The 16,180-nt window shown below is 30.7% G+C and carries 14 protein-coding genes; 5 read left to right on the top strand and 9 right to left on the bottom strand.

The annotated features are described in order from the left end of the window. The first annotated feature begins 414 nt into the window (after positions 1-414). The gene (locus ACE193_RS01710; protein ID WP_375561294.1) at positions 415-3,057 is read left to right on the top strand and encodes a COR domain-containing protein; all 2,643 of its coding nucleotides are present in this window, start codon (positions 415-417) and stop codon (positions 3,055-3,057) included. A 70-nt stretch (positions 3,058-3,127) separates the two neighbouring features. Here ACE193_RS01710 and ACE193_RS01705 read toward each other — a convergent pair whose 3' ends face one another. The 5 genes from ACE193_RS01705 to ACE193_RS01685 form a co-directional block, all read right to left on the bottom strand. Next, the gene (locus ACE193_RS01705) at positions 3,128-3,985 is read right to left on the bottom strand and encodes a hypothetical protein (protein ID WP_375561293.1); all 858 of its coding nucleotides are present in this window, start codon (positions 3,983-3,985) and stop codon (positions 3,128-3,130) included. 81 nt (positions 3,986-4,066) lie between these two features. After that, complete coding sequence (locus tag ACE193_RS01700) at positions 4,067-4,732, bottom strand: PH domain-containing protein (protein ID WP_375561292.1); 666 nt, start codon at positions 4,730-4,732, stop codon at positions 4,067-4,069. Positions 4,733-5,189: 457 nt separating this feature from the next. Then, complete coding sequence (locus ACE193_RS01695; RefSeq protein ID WP_375561291.1) at positions 5,190-5,798, bottom strand: superoxide dismutase; 609 nt, start codon at positions 5,796-5,798, stop codon at positions 5,190-5,192. A gap of 136 nt (positions 5,799-5,934) precedes the next feature. Further along, positions 5,935-6,912, bottom strand: a complete 978-nt coding sequence (locus ACE193_RS01690) for a YybH family protein (RefSeq protein ID WP_375561290.1) — start codon at positions 6,910-6,912, stop codon at positions 5,935-5,937. Between the two features lie 90 nt (positions 6,913-7,002). Next, complete coding sequence (locus ACE193_RS01685) at positions 7,003-8,283, bottom strand: WG repeat-containing protein (protein ID WP_375561289.1); 1,281 nt, start codon at positions 8,281-8,283, stop codon at positions 7,003-7,005. Between the two features lie 218 nt (positions 8,284-8,501). On the opposite strand from ACE193_RS01685, the gene ACE193_RS01680 reads away from it, so the two are divergent. Next, complete coding sequence (locus tag ACE193_RS01680) at positions 8,502-8,897, top strand: DUF2721 domain-containing protein (RefSeq protein ID WP_375561288.1); 396 nt, start codon at positions 8,502-8,504, stop codon at positions 8,895-8,897. 113 nt (positions 8,898-9,010) lie between these two features. Here ACE193_RS01680 and ACE193_RS01675 read toward each other — a convergent pair whose 3' ends face one another. Further along, complete coding sequence (locus ACE193_RS01675; protein WP_375561287.1) at positions 9,011-9,715, bottom strand: NUDIX domain-containing protein; 705 nt, start codon at positions 9,713-9,715, stop codon at positions 9,011-9,013. Positions 9,716-9,871: 156 nt separating this feature from the next. Between ACE193_RS01675 and ACE193_RS01670 the strand changes: the two genes are divergently transcribed. Further along, complete coding sequence (locus ACE193_RS01670) at positions 9,872-10,879, top strand: DUF2279 domain-containing protein (protein WP_375561286.1); 1,008 nt, start codon at positions 9,872-9,874, stop codon at positions 10,877-10,879. Positions 10,880-10,892: 13 nt separating this feature from the next. On the opposite strand, the gene ACE193_RS01665 is transcribed toward ACE193_RS01670, so the two are convergent. Together ACE193_RS01665 and ACE193_RS01660 are read right to left on the bottom strand one after the other, a co-directional pair. Beyond that, the gene (locus tag ACE193_RS01665; RefSeq protein ID WP_375561285.1) at positions 10,893-11,339 is read right to left on the bottom strand and encodes a hypothetical protein; all 447 of its coding nucleotides are present in this window, start codon (positions 11,337-11,339) and stop codon (positions 10,893-10,895) included. A gap of 196 nt (positions 11,340-11,535) precedes the next feature. After that, entirely contained in the window at positions 11,536-12,318 is a 783-nt protein-coding gene (locus ACE193_RS01660) for an XRE family transcriptional regulator (protein WP_375561284.1), read from the bottom strand. A 343-nt stretch (positions 12,319-12,661) separates the two neighbouring features. Here ACE193_RS01660 and mnmD point away from each other — a divergent pair, with 343 nt between their 5' ends. Further along, the gene (mnmD, locus tag ACE193_RS01655; protein WP_375561283.1) at positions 12,662-13,408 is read left to right on the top strand and encodes a tRNA (5-methylaminomethyl-2-thiouridine)(34)-methyltransferase MnmD; all 747 of its coding nucleotides are present in this window, start codon (positions 12,662-12,664) and stop codon (positions 13,406-13,408) included. 82 nt (positions 13,409-13,490) lie between these two features. Further along, positions 13,491-14,264: a 3-deoxy-manno-octulosonate cytidylyltransferase gene (kdsB, locus tag ACE193_RS01650; protein WP_375561282.1), complete on the top strand. Its 774-nt coding sequence runs from the start codon at positions 13,491-13,493 to the stop codon at positions 14,262-14,264. Positions 14,265-14,364: 100 nt separating this feature from the next. Here the strand turns inward: kdsB and ACE193_RS01645 are convergent, their stop codons facing one another. Continuing rightward, on the bottom strand, positions 14,365-16,005 hold the full coding sequence (locus ACE193_RS01645; protein ID WP_375561281.1) for an ABC-F family ATP-binding cassette domain-containing protein: 1,641 nt from the start codon (positions 16,003-16,005) through the stop codon (positions 14,365-14,367). Between the last annotated feature and the right edge of the window lie 175 nt (positions 16,006-16,180).

The following is a 16,180-nucleotide window of genomic DNA, read 5'->3' as shown; positions in this document are numbered from 1 at the left end:
TTTTATGAATAATCTGTCATTTTTGTCTTGTTTTAGTAAGAAGATGCAAAAGGAATAGAAATTCCATAATTTTTTTTGAGAAATTCTAGATTTATCAAAACCAGTACAACTTTTAACGAAAGTGAGGAAGTAATAGGAAAAAGTTTCTTTTGCGTTATCTCCAACCGTCAACGAGCTTAAAAGTGTCGTTGAGGGCAAAAAATACAAAAGAGTTTTTCCTTCTCCCATTACAAAAATGAAAAAATAACTATATTCGTTTTTACTCTGCCATTTTTGATTTCTTTAACGATTCTGCCGTTGTCGGTGTCCCCACCAACGACAGTTTTTGCCCACAAAAAACATTTCCTTCTTCCATTATAAAAAAAGAAAAAATAACTATATTCGGTTTTACTTAACTACTTAAAAAACAAGAAAATGGCAAATATAGAAGAAGCCGAAAGACGTATTGAAGAGAATTTGAGGGCTAAAAATACTACACTAGATTTATCTAAATGTAACATTACAGGCGAGGAAAAAATATTGGAAAAGTTACAAGGAGCAAACCATATATTACGGCTTAAGTTAGACGATAATATAATTACAAATATTTTATTTTTGTCAGAGCTAACACAAATAGAACGTCTATATTTAAAAAACAACAAAGTTTCAGATATTTCATTTATCGAAAACTGGAAAAATTTAAAACATCTAGATTTAAGTTCAAATCTTATTATAGATTATTCTCCTATTCAAAACTTAAATAAATTACAGGGACTTTTTTTAAGTTTTAATCAGATTTTAGACTATTCTTTTATTCAAAATTTAACCTCAGTACAATCACTTAGTTTATTTGATAATAAAATTTCAGATATTTCATTTTTGAGCAATCTAAAGATTTTAACAAATTTGAATTTAAGTTTTAATCAAATTTCAGATATTTCAGTTCTAAAAGAATTAAAACAATTAAGAGAACTTCATTTATCTGAGAATAAAATTTCAGATATTTCAGCTTTAAAAAAATTAGAAAAATTAGAAATACTTTACTTAAATGAGAATAAAATTTTAGATCTTTTAGCTTTAAAGGAATTAAGACAATTAAAAGGGCTTCATTTATCTGACAATAGAATATCAGATATTTTATCTTTAAAAAAAATAACAAATTTACAAGTTCTTACTTTATGGAATAATAAAATTTCAGATATTTCAGTTCTAAAAGAATTAAAACAATTAAGAGAGCTTTTTTTAACTGATAATCGAATCGAAAATATTTCTCTAGAATTTTTGAATTGTTTGCCTGATTTAAAAGAACTTTATCTAGGTCGCAATGATATAAAAAACATTCCTAGAGAGTTATATGAAGGACATTTTAATAATTGTCTTGAAGCAGTCAAAAACCACTTAAAATCAATAGAAAAAGAAGAAGAAAGAAGAGAACTAAATGAAGCCAAACTAATTTTTGTAGGAGTAGGAGAAGTCGGAAAAACAGAGCTTTCAGAGGCATTGAGTGAAATAAAATATGAATTTAAAGAAGGTAGAAAATCTACAACAGGTATTCGTGTAAAACCTTGGCAGTTAGTAGATTGTAAGCGAGAAGAAAAAAAAATAAGTTTTATAGCTCATATTTGGGATTTTGCAGGACAGGAAATAAACTACGGAACACATCAGTTTTTTCTTACCAAAAATTCAATTTATGTTTTTGTGTGGGAAACTCGTAAGGGAGAAGATGAATCAAAATTTGCGTATTGGCTGCGTATTGTGTCGCTACTTTCCAAAAATGCACCTATTTTGGTCGTTCAAAATAAAATAGATGAAATAGTAAGCGAAGTAAATCAAAAACAATGGAAAGAGCAGTTTGATAATATTATTGGTTTTTATAAAACGTCTTGTAAAGAAGGAACAGGAATTAATGAACTTAGAACAGATATACAAAACCAACTTATAGAACTTCCACACACTAGAGAAATTTGGAATAAATACAGAGTTGCTGTGCGTGATGAGCTTGTAGAAATGAGCAAAGAAACTGATTATATTAGCTACAAAGACTATTTGAAAGTGTGTGAAAAACATACAGTTTCGAAAGAAGATGCAGGTTTTTTGAGCGACCAACTTCATAATATTGGTTCTATTCTTCATTTTTCAGAAGAAGCAAGATTAAAAAATACCGTTGTTCTCAATTCAGAATGGGTAACTGACGCAGCGTATTTGCTTTTAGACACCAAAAAAGTAACAAATGGACGTTTTGATTTTGATAATTTGGACACGATTTGGAGTGATGAGCGTTTTGATGAAAAACATGAGTTTTTGATAAATCTAATAGAAAAATTCGAACTCATTTTTCAGTTTCAAGATAGTGATTTGTATATCGTTCCAGAAGGTTTGCCAGTAGAAGAACCGACAGGAGTAGCAGAAATAAAACCTACTTTTGAAAGCGAAAAAACTAAATATTTGCGTTTTGAATATCATTATCCTTTTATGCCAAAGGGAATTTTGAGTCGTTTTATTTGTCGTCTGCACGAAAATATTTTAGAGGAGTATTTTTGGAAAAATGGTGTTGTGCTTGAATTAGATAAAGAAACATTTGCAAAAGTAATTTTGAATGAAGTAGAAAATCCCAAAACAATAAAAATAGAAGTTTGGGGAAAACAAGCCGACAAACTTTTGGCTATCATTCGCAGAAATATCGAACATATTCATAGCAAGTTTGAAGAATTAGAGGTTTTTCAGAAAATTCCTTGTGTTTGTGTGGATTGTAAAGATTCTTCAAAACCTCATTTGCATGATTATAGTACCTTGAAACGCTTTCAAGAAAAAGGAAGAACTACAAGAGAATGTGCTATCGGTGCAGAAGATGTAGAAATTGCTACACTTTTAGAGGGAATTGTAGAAACTGATAGTATGAAAACAAGTTATTTTTTAGAATTACTTGAACGAAATGAAATAGACAGACTTTTTATAGAATTACAAGAAAGTAAACTTTCAAATAAGTATGATATAAACAGTCTTAAAGATGAATATATTGATGGAACAAAAGACCCTAGATTTATCAAACGTTTACGTGTTCTTCTTTCTGGACTTTAAAGGGTTAATTTAAAACTTTGTAAGTAGTTTTTCGGTAATCTGAAATAACTCTGACAATAGTTGAAAAATATTACAACTGAATATGTACGTGGTCGTCGTGCCTAGAAGCTCTACAACCGTGAAAACGCCATTTTGGAGAAGTAATTTTAAAACGATTTTTGAGATGAGGTTCTAAAAAAAACTTCTTTATAGATTGTTCTTTTATAATCAAAGTCATTAAGTAATTTGTTCGTTTTTTATCAAAAGAATAATCTTCTTCATTGCTATATACTTTGGCATATTTTCCTATTTCGTAGTACCAACTTTGTTTTAAACAGGCTTCTGGTTGATTGAATTCTCCCTTTTTTGGTTCTTCATAAATTCCATAGCCTGAAAAAGAAGGCTTTTCATTAGTAGGTTCTTGAGTTTCATTATCCAAATAGAAAAAACTCAAATCTATTTTTTTGCCGTCGTTGTGGCTAAGATGAGGTAAAAGTGGAAAGCCTTTGTTTTTATATAAGGCAAGAGAAAATGGGAAATTAGCATCTAAATAACTGACTTTTGAGTTAGGATATTTTTTTTCAAAATCATTTCCTATTCTAAATAAAGCCTCTTTGAGTTTTGGTTTTACATAATGTCTATTCAAAATACACGTCCAAATGGTGGTAGGTTCAATATTATTTTCTGCAAAAATTGGAAGTGCAACTCTATTACTATACTGCTCTGCTGCAAGTGGAACAACCATAAATGTAGCAAAAAAATAAAAACCGAAAAACAAGGCTAGTTTTATTTTGAGATATGTAGAATATGATTTTTTCTTTATTTTAGTACATAAAAAATTGACTTGTAGCCACATCAATAACCAAATTATTCCTCCAATTTGAGTAAAAACGGTCAATAAAACAATAAGCAAAATCTGTAAAGTAAAAGAGACTATTTTCTTGAACATGGATTAATGTTTTTTTAAGAATGTGCATAATAAAACCCACGAGTTTAATCGTGGGTAAAATTGAAATTTTTGTATAAACTTTTAATTATTGATATACTTCAAAAATACATCTGAATAGTCTTTTTTGACATATTTTTCTTTTGCATCATCCAGAAACTTATCGATATAATTGGTTATTTTTTCCAATTCTTCAGCTTGATTTGCTCCCTCACTTCTATTATTCGAAACGACTTGAATGGCTTTATTGATGGTATCATACGCACCATTATAATCTGAATAATTGCTACTTTCTATCAGCGACATCGAATAAAGTGCTTTGTACAAATCCTTTAGTTGTTCTAATTGATTTTTATCTACATCAATAGAAAAAGAAGCTCCTCCATCAGAAGAAGAACTCATTTTTGAAATTGAAGATGCACTACTTTTTGCTCCCAGTTTGAATTTTATTTCTACATCTAAATCTATTGTTCCTGCTGTTTCTAATAAAACATTCGAAATTGGATATTTGTAATATTCATATCTTTTGAGTGTTCGTTTTTTGCTCATGGCACTTGTTCCATCCACATGGATTAAGGCACGATTGGTAAAACAATATTCGTCTTGTTTGGACTTGATAAGAAAAAATATTTTTTCATTGTCTTCGTGCAAGATATAATCATCAGATTCTACTTTATCATAATCTTTTTTAGGAATAATCTTTCCAATATCGCTAAGACCGAGAGCTTCAGAGGCAAATTTTTTGAACATATAAACGAAGTTAATTAGGTATAAATGGTTTTTAAAAAGAATAATTAGAAATTATGAACTGAAAAATTAATTAGTAAAACTATGTATAATATTAACGTAATTTTTAATTCGTAATTGTTTTAAGCGTATGTAGATTGTTAAAGTCTTTTATACGTCTTGCATCAGAATAAGGTTGTTTGAAAAATTGGTTTTATTCTGTTTTTTTAATCCAATATACTAAAAAAGCGTTCTATCTCCATAAGATAAAACGCTTTTTTGTGATTTTTCAATTTTTTATTATTATTGATATTCCAATAACGACAAATAAATTATTTGGTTGTTTGACAATTTTTGCACCTTATTGATTTTTTCGAATTTTGAATATTGGTGGTCGTCGGTGGAGACACCGACAACGGCTATAACCTGCCGTTGTTGGTGTCTCACCAACGACATAGTGCAAAAATTGTCAGAGAACCAATTATTTAGCTTTTTTGTAGTTTTCTGTTACTTGTTCCCAATTAGCTACATTCCAAAATGCACCTACATAATCAGGGCGTTTGTTTTGATATTTGAGGTAGTAAGCGTGTTCCCAAACATCAATTCCAAAAATAGGAGTTCCTTTTTCAGTAGCGATGTCCATTAATGGATTGTCTTGATTTGGAGTTCCTGTAACAGCTAAAGAGCCATCAGCTTTTACGATAAGCCAAGCCCAACCCGAACCGAATTGTGTTTTGGCTGCATCTTCAAATTTAGCTTTGAAGTCTGCAAAAGAACCAAATGATTTATTGATTGCTTCTGCTAATTCTCCAGAAGGTTCTCCACCACCGTTTGGCGACATTACTTTCCAGAAAAGGTCGTGATTGTAGTATCCACCACCGTTATTACGAACGGCTTTACTAGCAGAACCTACACTTTTAAGAATTTCTTCAATACTTTTACCTTCCAATTCTGTGCCTGCAATAGCAGCATTTAGATTATTGGTATAACCTTGATGGTGTTTGGTGTGGTGAATTGTCATTGTTTGCTCATCGATATTTGGTTCAAGAGCATTGTAAGCGTAAGGCAACTTAGGAAGTTCGAATGCCATAATTAAAAAATAATTTAGGGTTAAAAATGAGGTTAAAAATAAATTCAAAAAAATAGAATGAATTATAAAATTACCAACTTGATTAAAACTGAATTGTTTGAGAAAATTTCTATAAACATGTTGATAAAAAACAGTTTTAAATTCTATTCCAAATATCTAAATACATTTTCCATTTTCCTTCTACTTTTTTCCAAACAATAACATATTTGCCTTTAAAGTCTGATTTTTCGCCTTCTTTTGATTCTATTTTGCCTTCATAATAACCAAAATCATACGCATAATCTCCCAAAAATTTAATTTCTAGAGGTGTTATTTTATGATTTAATATTTTGCTTCCATCTTTAATAACCCACTTTTCTTTTATGGCTTCTCGTCCATCTATAATATCTGAACCATTAGGAAATATTTTAGCATCAAGAGAATACGAATTTGCAATCGCATCAAAGTCAGCATTCATATAGGCTTTTGAAAAAGCATCAATATGTTGCAAAACAATTTCTTTTTCCTGCTGTGCTGTTAATTGTGCTTCTTTTTTGCAAATTATTTTCCAAGTTGTATAAATGATAGATTCGTCTTTGTTTACCCAAGCTCCTGTCCAATCAAAGCCATCTTTAGAAATATTTGAAAATACAATTTTGTAAAAACCATCTGCTCCACTTGGTGAAGGTTGATTTTTATACAAAACTATATCTCCATTTTTGTCTTTATTACCTTCCCAAACTGACATAATTGGAATGGCAACCGAACTACTATAATAATGCACATACCAACGAGAACTATCTGAATTGAATTGTCGAATACTTCCCGAATGTTTGCCGTCAGCTTTCAGAGTCTGGTCTTGAACAGCCATTCCGTCCATGATATATTTAAAAGTCCAAGTCATGGCAACAGTATCTGCCCATTCTGTTTGATTGATGCGACTGACAGATTTACAATTACATTTTCCAATTAAATCAGCATAATCCAAAATTTCTTTTGGTGCATCTGGATTTGATATACCATAGGGATTTTCTAACGAAGGTTCGTTTGTATAAATAGATTGTGCTTTACAAATTGATAGAGATAGAAGAAAAAGCAACAGGATAAAAACGGTTAAAAGTGTATTTGTTTTCATAGATAAACGATTAGTGATTTTAAAAAAGCGAAATGCTTTTTTCTAAAGATAAGAATTTGTTTATTCTTTTTTTTAATCACGAATTTTTTACTACTTCTTTTTCAAGTTTACAAATTTTTCTTCTCCATTTATTTCGACATTAAAACCAAATTTTTCAGGAACAAATGCTATTTTATCATATTCAAAATCTAGGAGAGTTTTGCCTTCTATGTCCAAAATTCCGTATTTTCCTTTTTGTTTTGCTATGATAAGTGTTTTGAAAAAAGCATTTTGTTCGGCTTCTAAGGCAAGATATTTTATTTCTTCATACGAATCTTCTAATGTTTGTTTTCCTTTTCTATCAATGGCTGTCCATTTTCTACCCTTTCTGACAAATGCAATATCTTTACGAAAAGCCTCAGCAGCATCATAATTTACCTTTATAACTTCTTTTCCTTCCAAATTTATCCAACCCCATTTTCCATCTTTTTGAACTAAAGCAATCAAATCTTCTGCTTCTCCAGTTGTTTTTCCTTTTTCAGTAGAAAATTCTCCCAAATAATCGTATTGAGGAACTAAAATAGCTTTATTATGCAAAGTTATGAAACCATATTTTGTTCCTTGCTTTATTTTTAAAATATGAGTAGTGTGTGTTTTCTTTTTCGTTTCTACTTTTACATTTTGTAAATAATCAATAGCATTATACTCTGAACGCAAAAGAGGAACATTTTCATGAAGGTCAAAAAGCCCATATTTCCCTGCTTTTTTGGCTGTAATTAATTCAGGTTTCAAAACTCGTTCAATTCTAGCTGTATCTCCGTAGCGTGTTATATAATATTTTATAAACTCAATTTCATCATACGAAGGACGAATGACTACATTTCCATACGCATCTGCCAAACCTACTTTTCCTTTATTATAAAACAACATCACTTTTGTTTTTCCACTTGCACTTTGGCATGTTTCGGGCATAAATTCTATTTTTTCATAAAGTGCTGTAAGTGGTTTTCCTGTTGCATCCAAAACACCATATTTTCCTCTGCTTTGCACTAATAAAGTTCCTTCCCAACGTGTACACGTAGAATCTTCGCCTTCAAAAAAACTAATTTTTTCATATTGAAAAGGAACAATCGTAGCATTTGTATCATTCAAAACACCTAATAACCCTTCAACACTTGCTATCCGAATAGAATCTCCTCCATACGCCAAAAGAGCCTTTCTTTCTACAATAGTAGTATCAATTTTGGGGGAAGTGTTTTCTTCTGGAGATGTATCCCAACCATCATTATTTGTATCCTGTGCCAAAACGAGAGAAGGCATAAAAAGTATTCCTACACAAAGAAAAAATAATAAAATAAGTTTTTTGAAATTATTTTTTGAAATAAAAGTCATTAGAAAGGATTTTAAATGAGAGTGAGTTGAGTGAAAATATAACTTTTTTGATTTTTTATAAGGCATAATTTAGAATAGCAAATAATATTCCTTTTTCTTTGTACTGAATTTGTGGGTGCATAATGTTGTTGGTGTCGCTACGCTAAAATACCAACAACAGCATCTTAATTTGATTTTGGATTCTATAATTTAATCAACTTTTAAAAAATATATATTATATGGAAATCAGCCTTACTACCCCTGCTTTACTTTTTCCTGCAATTTCGTTGCTTTTATTGGCTTATACCAATCGTTTTTTGGCAATCGCTACACTTATTCGAAATTTACATGAAAAATATGAAAACGAACCCAATAAAATTTTGATAGAACAAATCAGAAATCTTCGTAAGCGAGTTTATTTGATTCGAAATATGCAGTTTTTGGGCGTTTTTAGTTTGCTTTTATGTGTAATTTCTATGTTTGCTCTTTTTTGGGAACAAATGGAGATTGGACAATGGCTATTCGGTATCAGTTTGGTTTTGCTGATGCTTTCCCTGTCTTTGTCGGTTATTGAAATACAAATTTCTGTAAAAGCACTCAATATTCAGATTGGTAAAATGGAAAAGAGAAAATAGAGGTTTTATACGGAATTACTGTACCCTACTTTTTTTAAAATACAAAGCTCACAGAGGAACACAGAGAATGAAAATACGTTTTTGTTTGATTTGTATTTATCCTGTAATTATCATTAAATTTCAAATACAAATCCTTCTTTTACCACTTGTTCGTATTTATCTTTATCAAATTTATAGAGTTGGGCTGCACGATGCGAAACGTTTTGTTGATATTCATCTAAAGGAAGAACTAATTTTGTTTTCAATATTTTTCTTCTAAAATTTCGTTTGTCAAGTGTCATTCCTAAAACTTGCTCGTACAAAATTTGAAGTTGAGAAAGAGGGAATTTTTCGGGCAAAAGCTCAAAACCAATCGGTTGATAACGTACTTTTCCACGCAATCTTTCCAAAGCTATTTTCATTACTTCTTGATGGTCAAAGGCAAGCTCAATTTCTGAAAGGTCTTTTATATTAATCCATTGGGTATCAGCAGCATCAGAAGCTGCTTTTATTTGGTCTGCATGATGTGCTAGACTTACTAAAGCATAATAAGCTACACTAATTACCCGTCCTCTAGGATCACGGTTTGGCGCACCAAACGTATAAAGTTGCTCCATAAAAAGGTCATTCATCCCTGTTTCCTCTTCCAATTCTCGTCGTGCAGCCGTTTCCAAATCTTCATCCATATCTACAAAACCACCAGGGAATGCCCATTTTCCTGCAAAAGGGTCGTGCGCTCGTTCTATCAAAAGCACTTTTAAGTCAGAGTTCTCACTGTCCCAAGCAAAAATGACACAATCTACAGTAACAGAAGGACGTGGGTATTCGTAGCTATACATAAAAGAAGTATTAAGTAAATGAGTATTTTTTCGTTTTGTTATTTCTTAGTGTTTTTTTTACACAAAGTAAACTATTTTTTCTGAATAAACCAATTTTTGGATTAAAAATAGATGTATATTGATTCGAATTAAAAAAAAACTAAAAAATAATTTTTAATGTTTTATTCTACTTGCTCTAAATTCAATATTCTTGCCTTTTTTCTGTTTTTATTCCTTTATTTTCCGTCTTTTTCTCAGAATATACAAAATATACAATTTGAGGAAGATACATTAAAAAAAAATACATTAAAAAAAACGACTTCATTTTTTGAAAAAGATTCTACTTCAGAAACGTCACAAACTAAAAAATGGCTTTTACCAACAATAGCAACAACTACTTATATTGGAGGAATGACTTTTTTATATCAAAGTTGGTATAAAAATGAAAATCAAACTTCATTTCATTTTTTTAATGATAATAAACAATGGAATAAGCTTGACAAATTTGGGCATGCTTATACTTCGTATCAGTTAGGAAAAGTAAGTTATTATTCTCTCAAAAAACTAAATTATTCAGAAAAAACAGCTCTTTGGGCTTCTACGACTGGTTTTTGGTTAATGCTTCCTATCGAAGTTTTTGATGGGTTTTCTCCTACTTATGGAGCAAGTTATGGTGATTTGATAGCAAATGGAACAGGCTCTTTATTATTTTTATCTCAACAAATTGCTTTTAAAGAACAACGCATTCAACTTAAATTTTCGTTTTCTCCGACTTCTTACTCAGCTTTACGTCCGAATACATTGGGTGAAAACCTGCCTACAAAGATTATAAAAGATTACAACGGACAAATATATTGGCTTTCTTCTAGTCCTGCTTTATGGTCAAATCAGATAAATAAAGGGATTTATCAAGATACAAAAACGAGTTTTCCAAAATGGTTAGCCTTTTCAGTTGGTTATGGTGCAAATACTATGGTGTATGGGAGTGAAAAACAAAATAATGAAAATGGTTATTATAGTTCACGCACTTTTTATTTTTCTTTGGATATAAACTGGAGTCAAATAAAAACCAAACGAAAAGGATTGAAATTACTTTTTGGAGCTTTGGATGGAATAAAAATTCCATTTCCTGCATTGTATTATGATACTAAAACAGGTTTTCAAGGTAGTTTACTAACTTTTTAAGTTAGATAAGGTTTTATTTTCCTTGTATTTTTATCCATTCGACTGCTTTTTCCAAATTTCCAAAAGGAATAACATTGACACTCCCTTTTCGCTTTACCAAAATTTCATCGGCAGACATTTGCATAAATAAATCATTAGGTATAACATAACCAAAATAAGTAAGTCCAGCTTGTAAGGCACGAGGAAACCAGTTTGTGTCTATCCAATTTTGGTCTTCATCTGTGTAAGTTTGGCGATAAGTCAAATCTACGATTAACTTATTTGTGTTTTTTTCTTTTAAAAAAATGAGAATTTTATCTAAAAAAGTCTTTAACTCCATATCATAAACAAAACCAATACTGCGAGTAATTATACAATTTGCTTTTTCATTATAATAAATACGCAAGGAATCATTTGTGCTAACATTAACATCATAAATTAATTTATTTTCTGGAGCAGGTAAATGTTTGGGTAAATCCATAGGTCTAAATGTTTTTAAGGGGGTAAGAGAATATGTAGTTGCATTGTTTTTCTATAGCAAGTTATTCAAAAAAAGTTAGAATAGAGAAATTTAATCATAAAAAAAAGCGCAATTCAATGAATTGTGCTTTTTGTAATTACTGTTATATAATTATGAAACTAAAATCTAGTTTTTTATTTATATTTTTTATTAAAATTTACTGATTTGTTACAGTAAATTCTTGAAAACGGTCTTCTAAACGCTGCACAGCAGTACGCAAATCATCTAAATCAGATTGAGGAAGTGTTCTTCCAATATAGGCTACAAAACGCCAAACTTCTCCTACTTCTGCAATTTCTAGTTCATAAGGGTCGTATTGTGGGTTTGTAGATTTGAGAAGCAAAGTTCCTTTTTCTGCAATTTTATTAAATACTTTTTTGAGAACGATACCTTCATTTCTCAGTACAACAACACAAACTTGTCCATCTTTTACTTCGTGCCAATCAGTTACATACTCACCAATTACGATAGTTCCTGATTGCAAAGGAAGCATTGAATCTCCTGTAATTTCGAAGGCTCTGTATGTTCTGTCTTTTGGTAAAAAAGGAAGTCTATATTTTGGTAAGTCTTTCAAATATTGCACATCTGTATAACCTTTGGTGTAGCCTGCTGCTGCTTTTTCAGGTACCATTTCAATATTTTCATTATTATTTTCATCGACAGTTATGGCAAGAACTCGCAACGAATCGGCTGCTACATAACGAGCTAATCGTTTGCTTGGTGTATCTTGACTTTCTTCTTCCAAATTTTTAGCTACCAAATTATCTATCTGTACTTCAAAAATTTGCGCTAATCGTTGTAGCGTTTGAAGGCGTGGTTCTGCTCTTCCTTCTTCATAAGAAGAATAAGCACCACGAGAAATAGAGGCTTCATCAGCCAATGCTTGCTGACTTTTTTTGGATTTACGGCGTAAATAACGTAGGTTTTGGCTTAGAAACATAACAGTATTGATAATTTTTGTATAACAGTATTTTTTAAGACATAATTTTTAAGAAATAATTAAAAATTATGACTATAATTTATTAATTGATAAATTGTAGATAATTTTGAATGCTCTTACTAAAAATAAAAAATGCTTTTAAGTAAATTTTAATTTTAGCATTATCTAATAAAAGTAACTAAATTTATCAAAAATACCAAAATATTTTGAAATATATAAGTTTTTTAGCTAAAAAATTGCTAAAAATACTTGCTTTTTCTGTTTTTGTGAGAAAAAATAGCTTTAAAATACTTTTTTCTTTACAAGTTTATCATTTATTTTCAAAAATACTCTAAAAATAGTCATGAATAAAAAACAAGAACCCAAGAAATTAGAACTTTCATTTTTAGAAAGTAAAGACGGTTCGCACACACTTCTTCGCCACGACCTCAATGAAACATATCATTCTCACAACGGAGCAATACAAGAATCGCTTTGGGTTTTTATAGATAAGGGATTGAATTATTTAAAAGATAAAAGTTATACTTCTGTCAATATATTAGAAATTGGTTTTGGGACAGGTTTAAATGCTATTTTGGCTTATGAGTTTGCTCAAAAAAATAAAATAAAAATAGAATATATTTCTTTAGAACCTTTTCCAGTTCCTTTAGAGATTGCTCAAAAATTAAATTATACAGATTTTTTGGAAGAGAAAAGTAAAACTGTTTTTAATGAACTACACCAAATTAGTTGGGAAGAAAAACACGAAATTTCGCCTTATTTTTCTATACAAAAAATAGAAACTACTTTAGAAGAATATAATCATAATTATAAAAATAATTTTGAAAATCAAAGTGAAGATTTAAATAGAAATTATTTTGATTGTACATTTTATGATGCCTTTGCACCTAGCAAACAAGCCGAAGTTTGGCAATTATCCAACCTTCAAAAAGTAGTTGATTTAACCAAAGAAAACGGAGTTTTGGTAACTTATTGCGCTCAAGGACAGTTCAAACGAGATTTGAAAACGGCAGGCTGGAAAGTAGAAAGCATAGACGGTGCGCCACCAAAACGAGAAATGACAAGAGCCATAAAATCAGTTACCAGTTAATAGTAACCAGTAACCAGTTAAATACAAATTCTATTTCCCTAATTTCCATTTTCTAATCTCCATTCCCCAATCTCCAAAAATTATGAAAATTATTGCTATTATTCCTGCTCGTTATGCTTCGACACGTTTTCCTGCAAAAGTTTTGGCTGATATTAATGGAAAGACGATGATTGAGCGTGTTTTTAATCAAGCCAAAAAAGCTACACAATTAACTGATGTTTTTATTGCTACCGATAATCAACTTGTGTTTGAGAAAGTAAACGAATTTACTCCAAACGTTTTGATGACAAGTGATAGTCATATTTCTGGAACGGATAGAATTGCAGAAGCAGCACTCACTTTAGAAAAAAAAAATATTGAATTTGATTTTATCATTAATATACAAGGAGATGAGCCATTTATAAAGCCAGAACAAATCGATAGTTTGGCAGAAATTTTATTGGATAATAAAGGTACTCAACTCGCTACCTTAGTGAGTAAAATAAACGATTCAGAAACACTTTTTGATTCCAATGTTGTAAAAGCTATTTTTGATGTAAATCATAAAGCTATTTATTTTAGTCGAAATCCAATTCCTTTTGTTAGAAATACGGATAAAAATCAAACAGAAGAAAATCAAAAAAATGCTTGGATTTCTGCTCATACTTTTTACCGACATATCGGAATGTATGCGTATCAAAAACAGGTTTTACAACAAATCACAAAGCTAAAACCTTCAACATTAGAGCTTGCCGAATCATTGGAACAGCTTAGGTGGATAGAAAATGGTTTTGAGATACAAATAGCCATTACACCTTTCGAAAGTATAGGAATTGATACTCCACAAGATTTAGAGAAAATACTAGGGTTAATATAAATCGTTTATCAAATCAAAAATCCCTTACCAACTCAATGATAAGGGATTTTTCTATTTTTTATAACTGGTTCAAGCGTCGACGCTTGAACCAGTTATAAAACTATTTTGCAGTTACACCTTGATACATAGACTTACGAAGTTCTTTGATAGATTCGTCTGTAATGTATTCATCATAAGTCATCATTCTATCAATAAGTCCGTTTGGAGTAATTTCGATAATACGATTTGCAACTGTTTCTGTAAATTCGTGGTCATGAGAAGTAAAAAGAACACTTCCTTTAAAACTCTTCAAACCATTATTAAATGCTGTAATTGATTCCAAATCTAAGTGATTGGTAGGTTCATCCAAAACTAAAGCATTTCCACGCTGCAACATCATTCTTGAAAGCATACAACGCACTTTTTCACCTCCAGAAAGTACATTTGAAGATTTTAAAGCCTCTTCACCAGAGAAAAGCATTCTTCCCAAAAATCCACGTACAAAAGTTTCATCTCTTTCTTCTTCTGTTTTTGTGTATTGACGAAGCCAATCTACAAGATTCAAATCATCTGTAAAAAACTCGTGATTTTCGTTTGGTAAATAGGTTGGTGTAATTGTTACGCCCCATTTTACAGTTCCTTCGTCGGCTTTTTGTTCGCCCATCAAAACTTGAAAAAATGCTGTTACTGCCAAACTATTTTTTGATAAAACAGCTACTTTATCGTGTTTGTTGATAGAAAGATTGATGTCGTGGAAAAGACGTTCGCCATCAACAGAAGTTTTGGATAATTTTTCTATTTCTAAAATAATATCTCCAGCTTCACGTTCTTGGTCAAAAATAATCGCAGGATATTTACGTGTAGAAGGCTGAATATCTTCAATGTTGAGTTTTTCCAACATTTTTTTACGGCTAGTTGCTTGTTTTGATTTGGCAACATTGGCAGAAAAACGAGCGATAAATTCTTGTAATTCTTTCTTTTTATCTTCTGCTTTTTTGTTTCTATCATTTCTCTGACGAAGTGCAAGCTGACTTGATTCGTACCAAAATGTATAGTTTCCTGTGTGCATTTGAATTTTTGCAAAATCAATATCAACGATATGTGTACAAACAGTATCTAAAAAGTGTCTATCGTGAGAAACTACAATAACTGTATTTTTAAAATTAGCTAAGAAATCCTCTAACCACATCACTGTTTCGATATCCAAGTCATTGGTAGGCTCATCTAGTAAAAGTACATCAGGATTACCGAAAAGAGCTTGTGCCAAAAGAACACGTACTTTTTCTGTTCCGTCAAGTTCATTTACTAATTTATAGTGCTTATCTTCTGTAATTCCTAAGCCACTCAAAAGGTTTGCAGCATCACTTTCAGCATTCCAGCCGTCCATTTCTGCAAATTTTGCTTCTAATTCGGCTGCTTTATTTCCATCTTCTTCCGAAAAATCAGGCTTTTGATAAATAGCATCTTTTGCTTGCATAATATCCCACAAAGGACGGTGTCCCATCAAAACAGTATGTAAAACAGGAATCTCATCATATTCGAAGTGATTCTGTTTCAAAACAGCCATACGTGCACCAGGTTGCATAGAATATGTACCACGAGTAGGGTCAATTTCTCCAGAAATAATCTTCAAGAAAGTTGATTTTCCTGCACCATTTGCACCAATGACACCATAACAGTTGCCATTTGTAAACTTTAAATTTACTTCATCAAATAAAACACGCTTACCAAACTGTAAGCCTAAATTTGAAACATCTAACATAGAAAGAATTTATATTTATAATAAAAATGCTTTTATGTTTATTGAAAAAAGCATTTTTTGAGAATAATTCGGTTTAATAACTTATTGAATGTGAGTAACTTATGATTAAATGTAAGCCGTTTTTTCAATACCACAAAGGTACGAAAATATTTTGATTTTTTGAAGTGGTAGCTTT

Source organism: Bernardetia aquimarina (assembly GCF_042180575.1).
In the GTDB taxonomy this organism is placed as follows: domain Bacteria; phylum Bacteroidota; class Bacteroidia; order Cytophagales; family Bernardetiaceae; genus Bernardetia.
The sequence above is the reverse complement of the archived record's forward strand: the minus strand, read 5'-3'. Positions and strand labels throughout refer to the sequence as shown.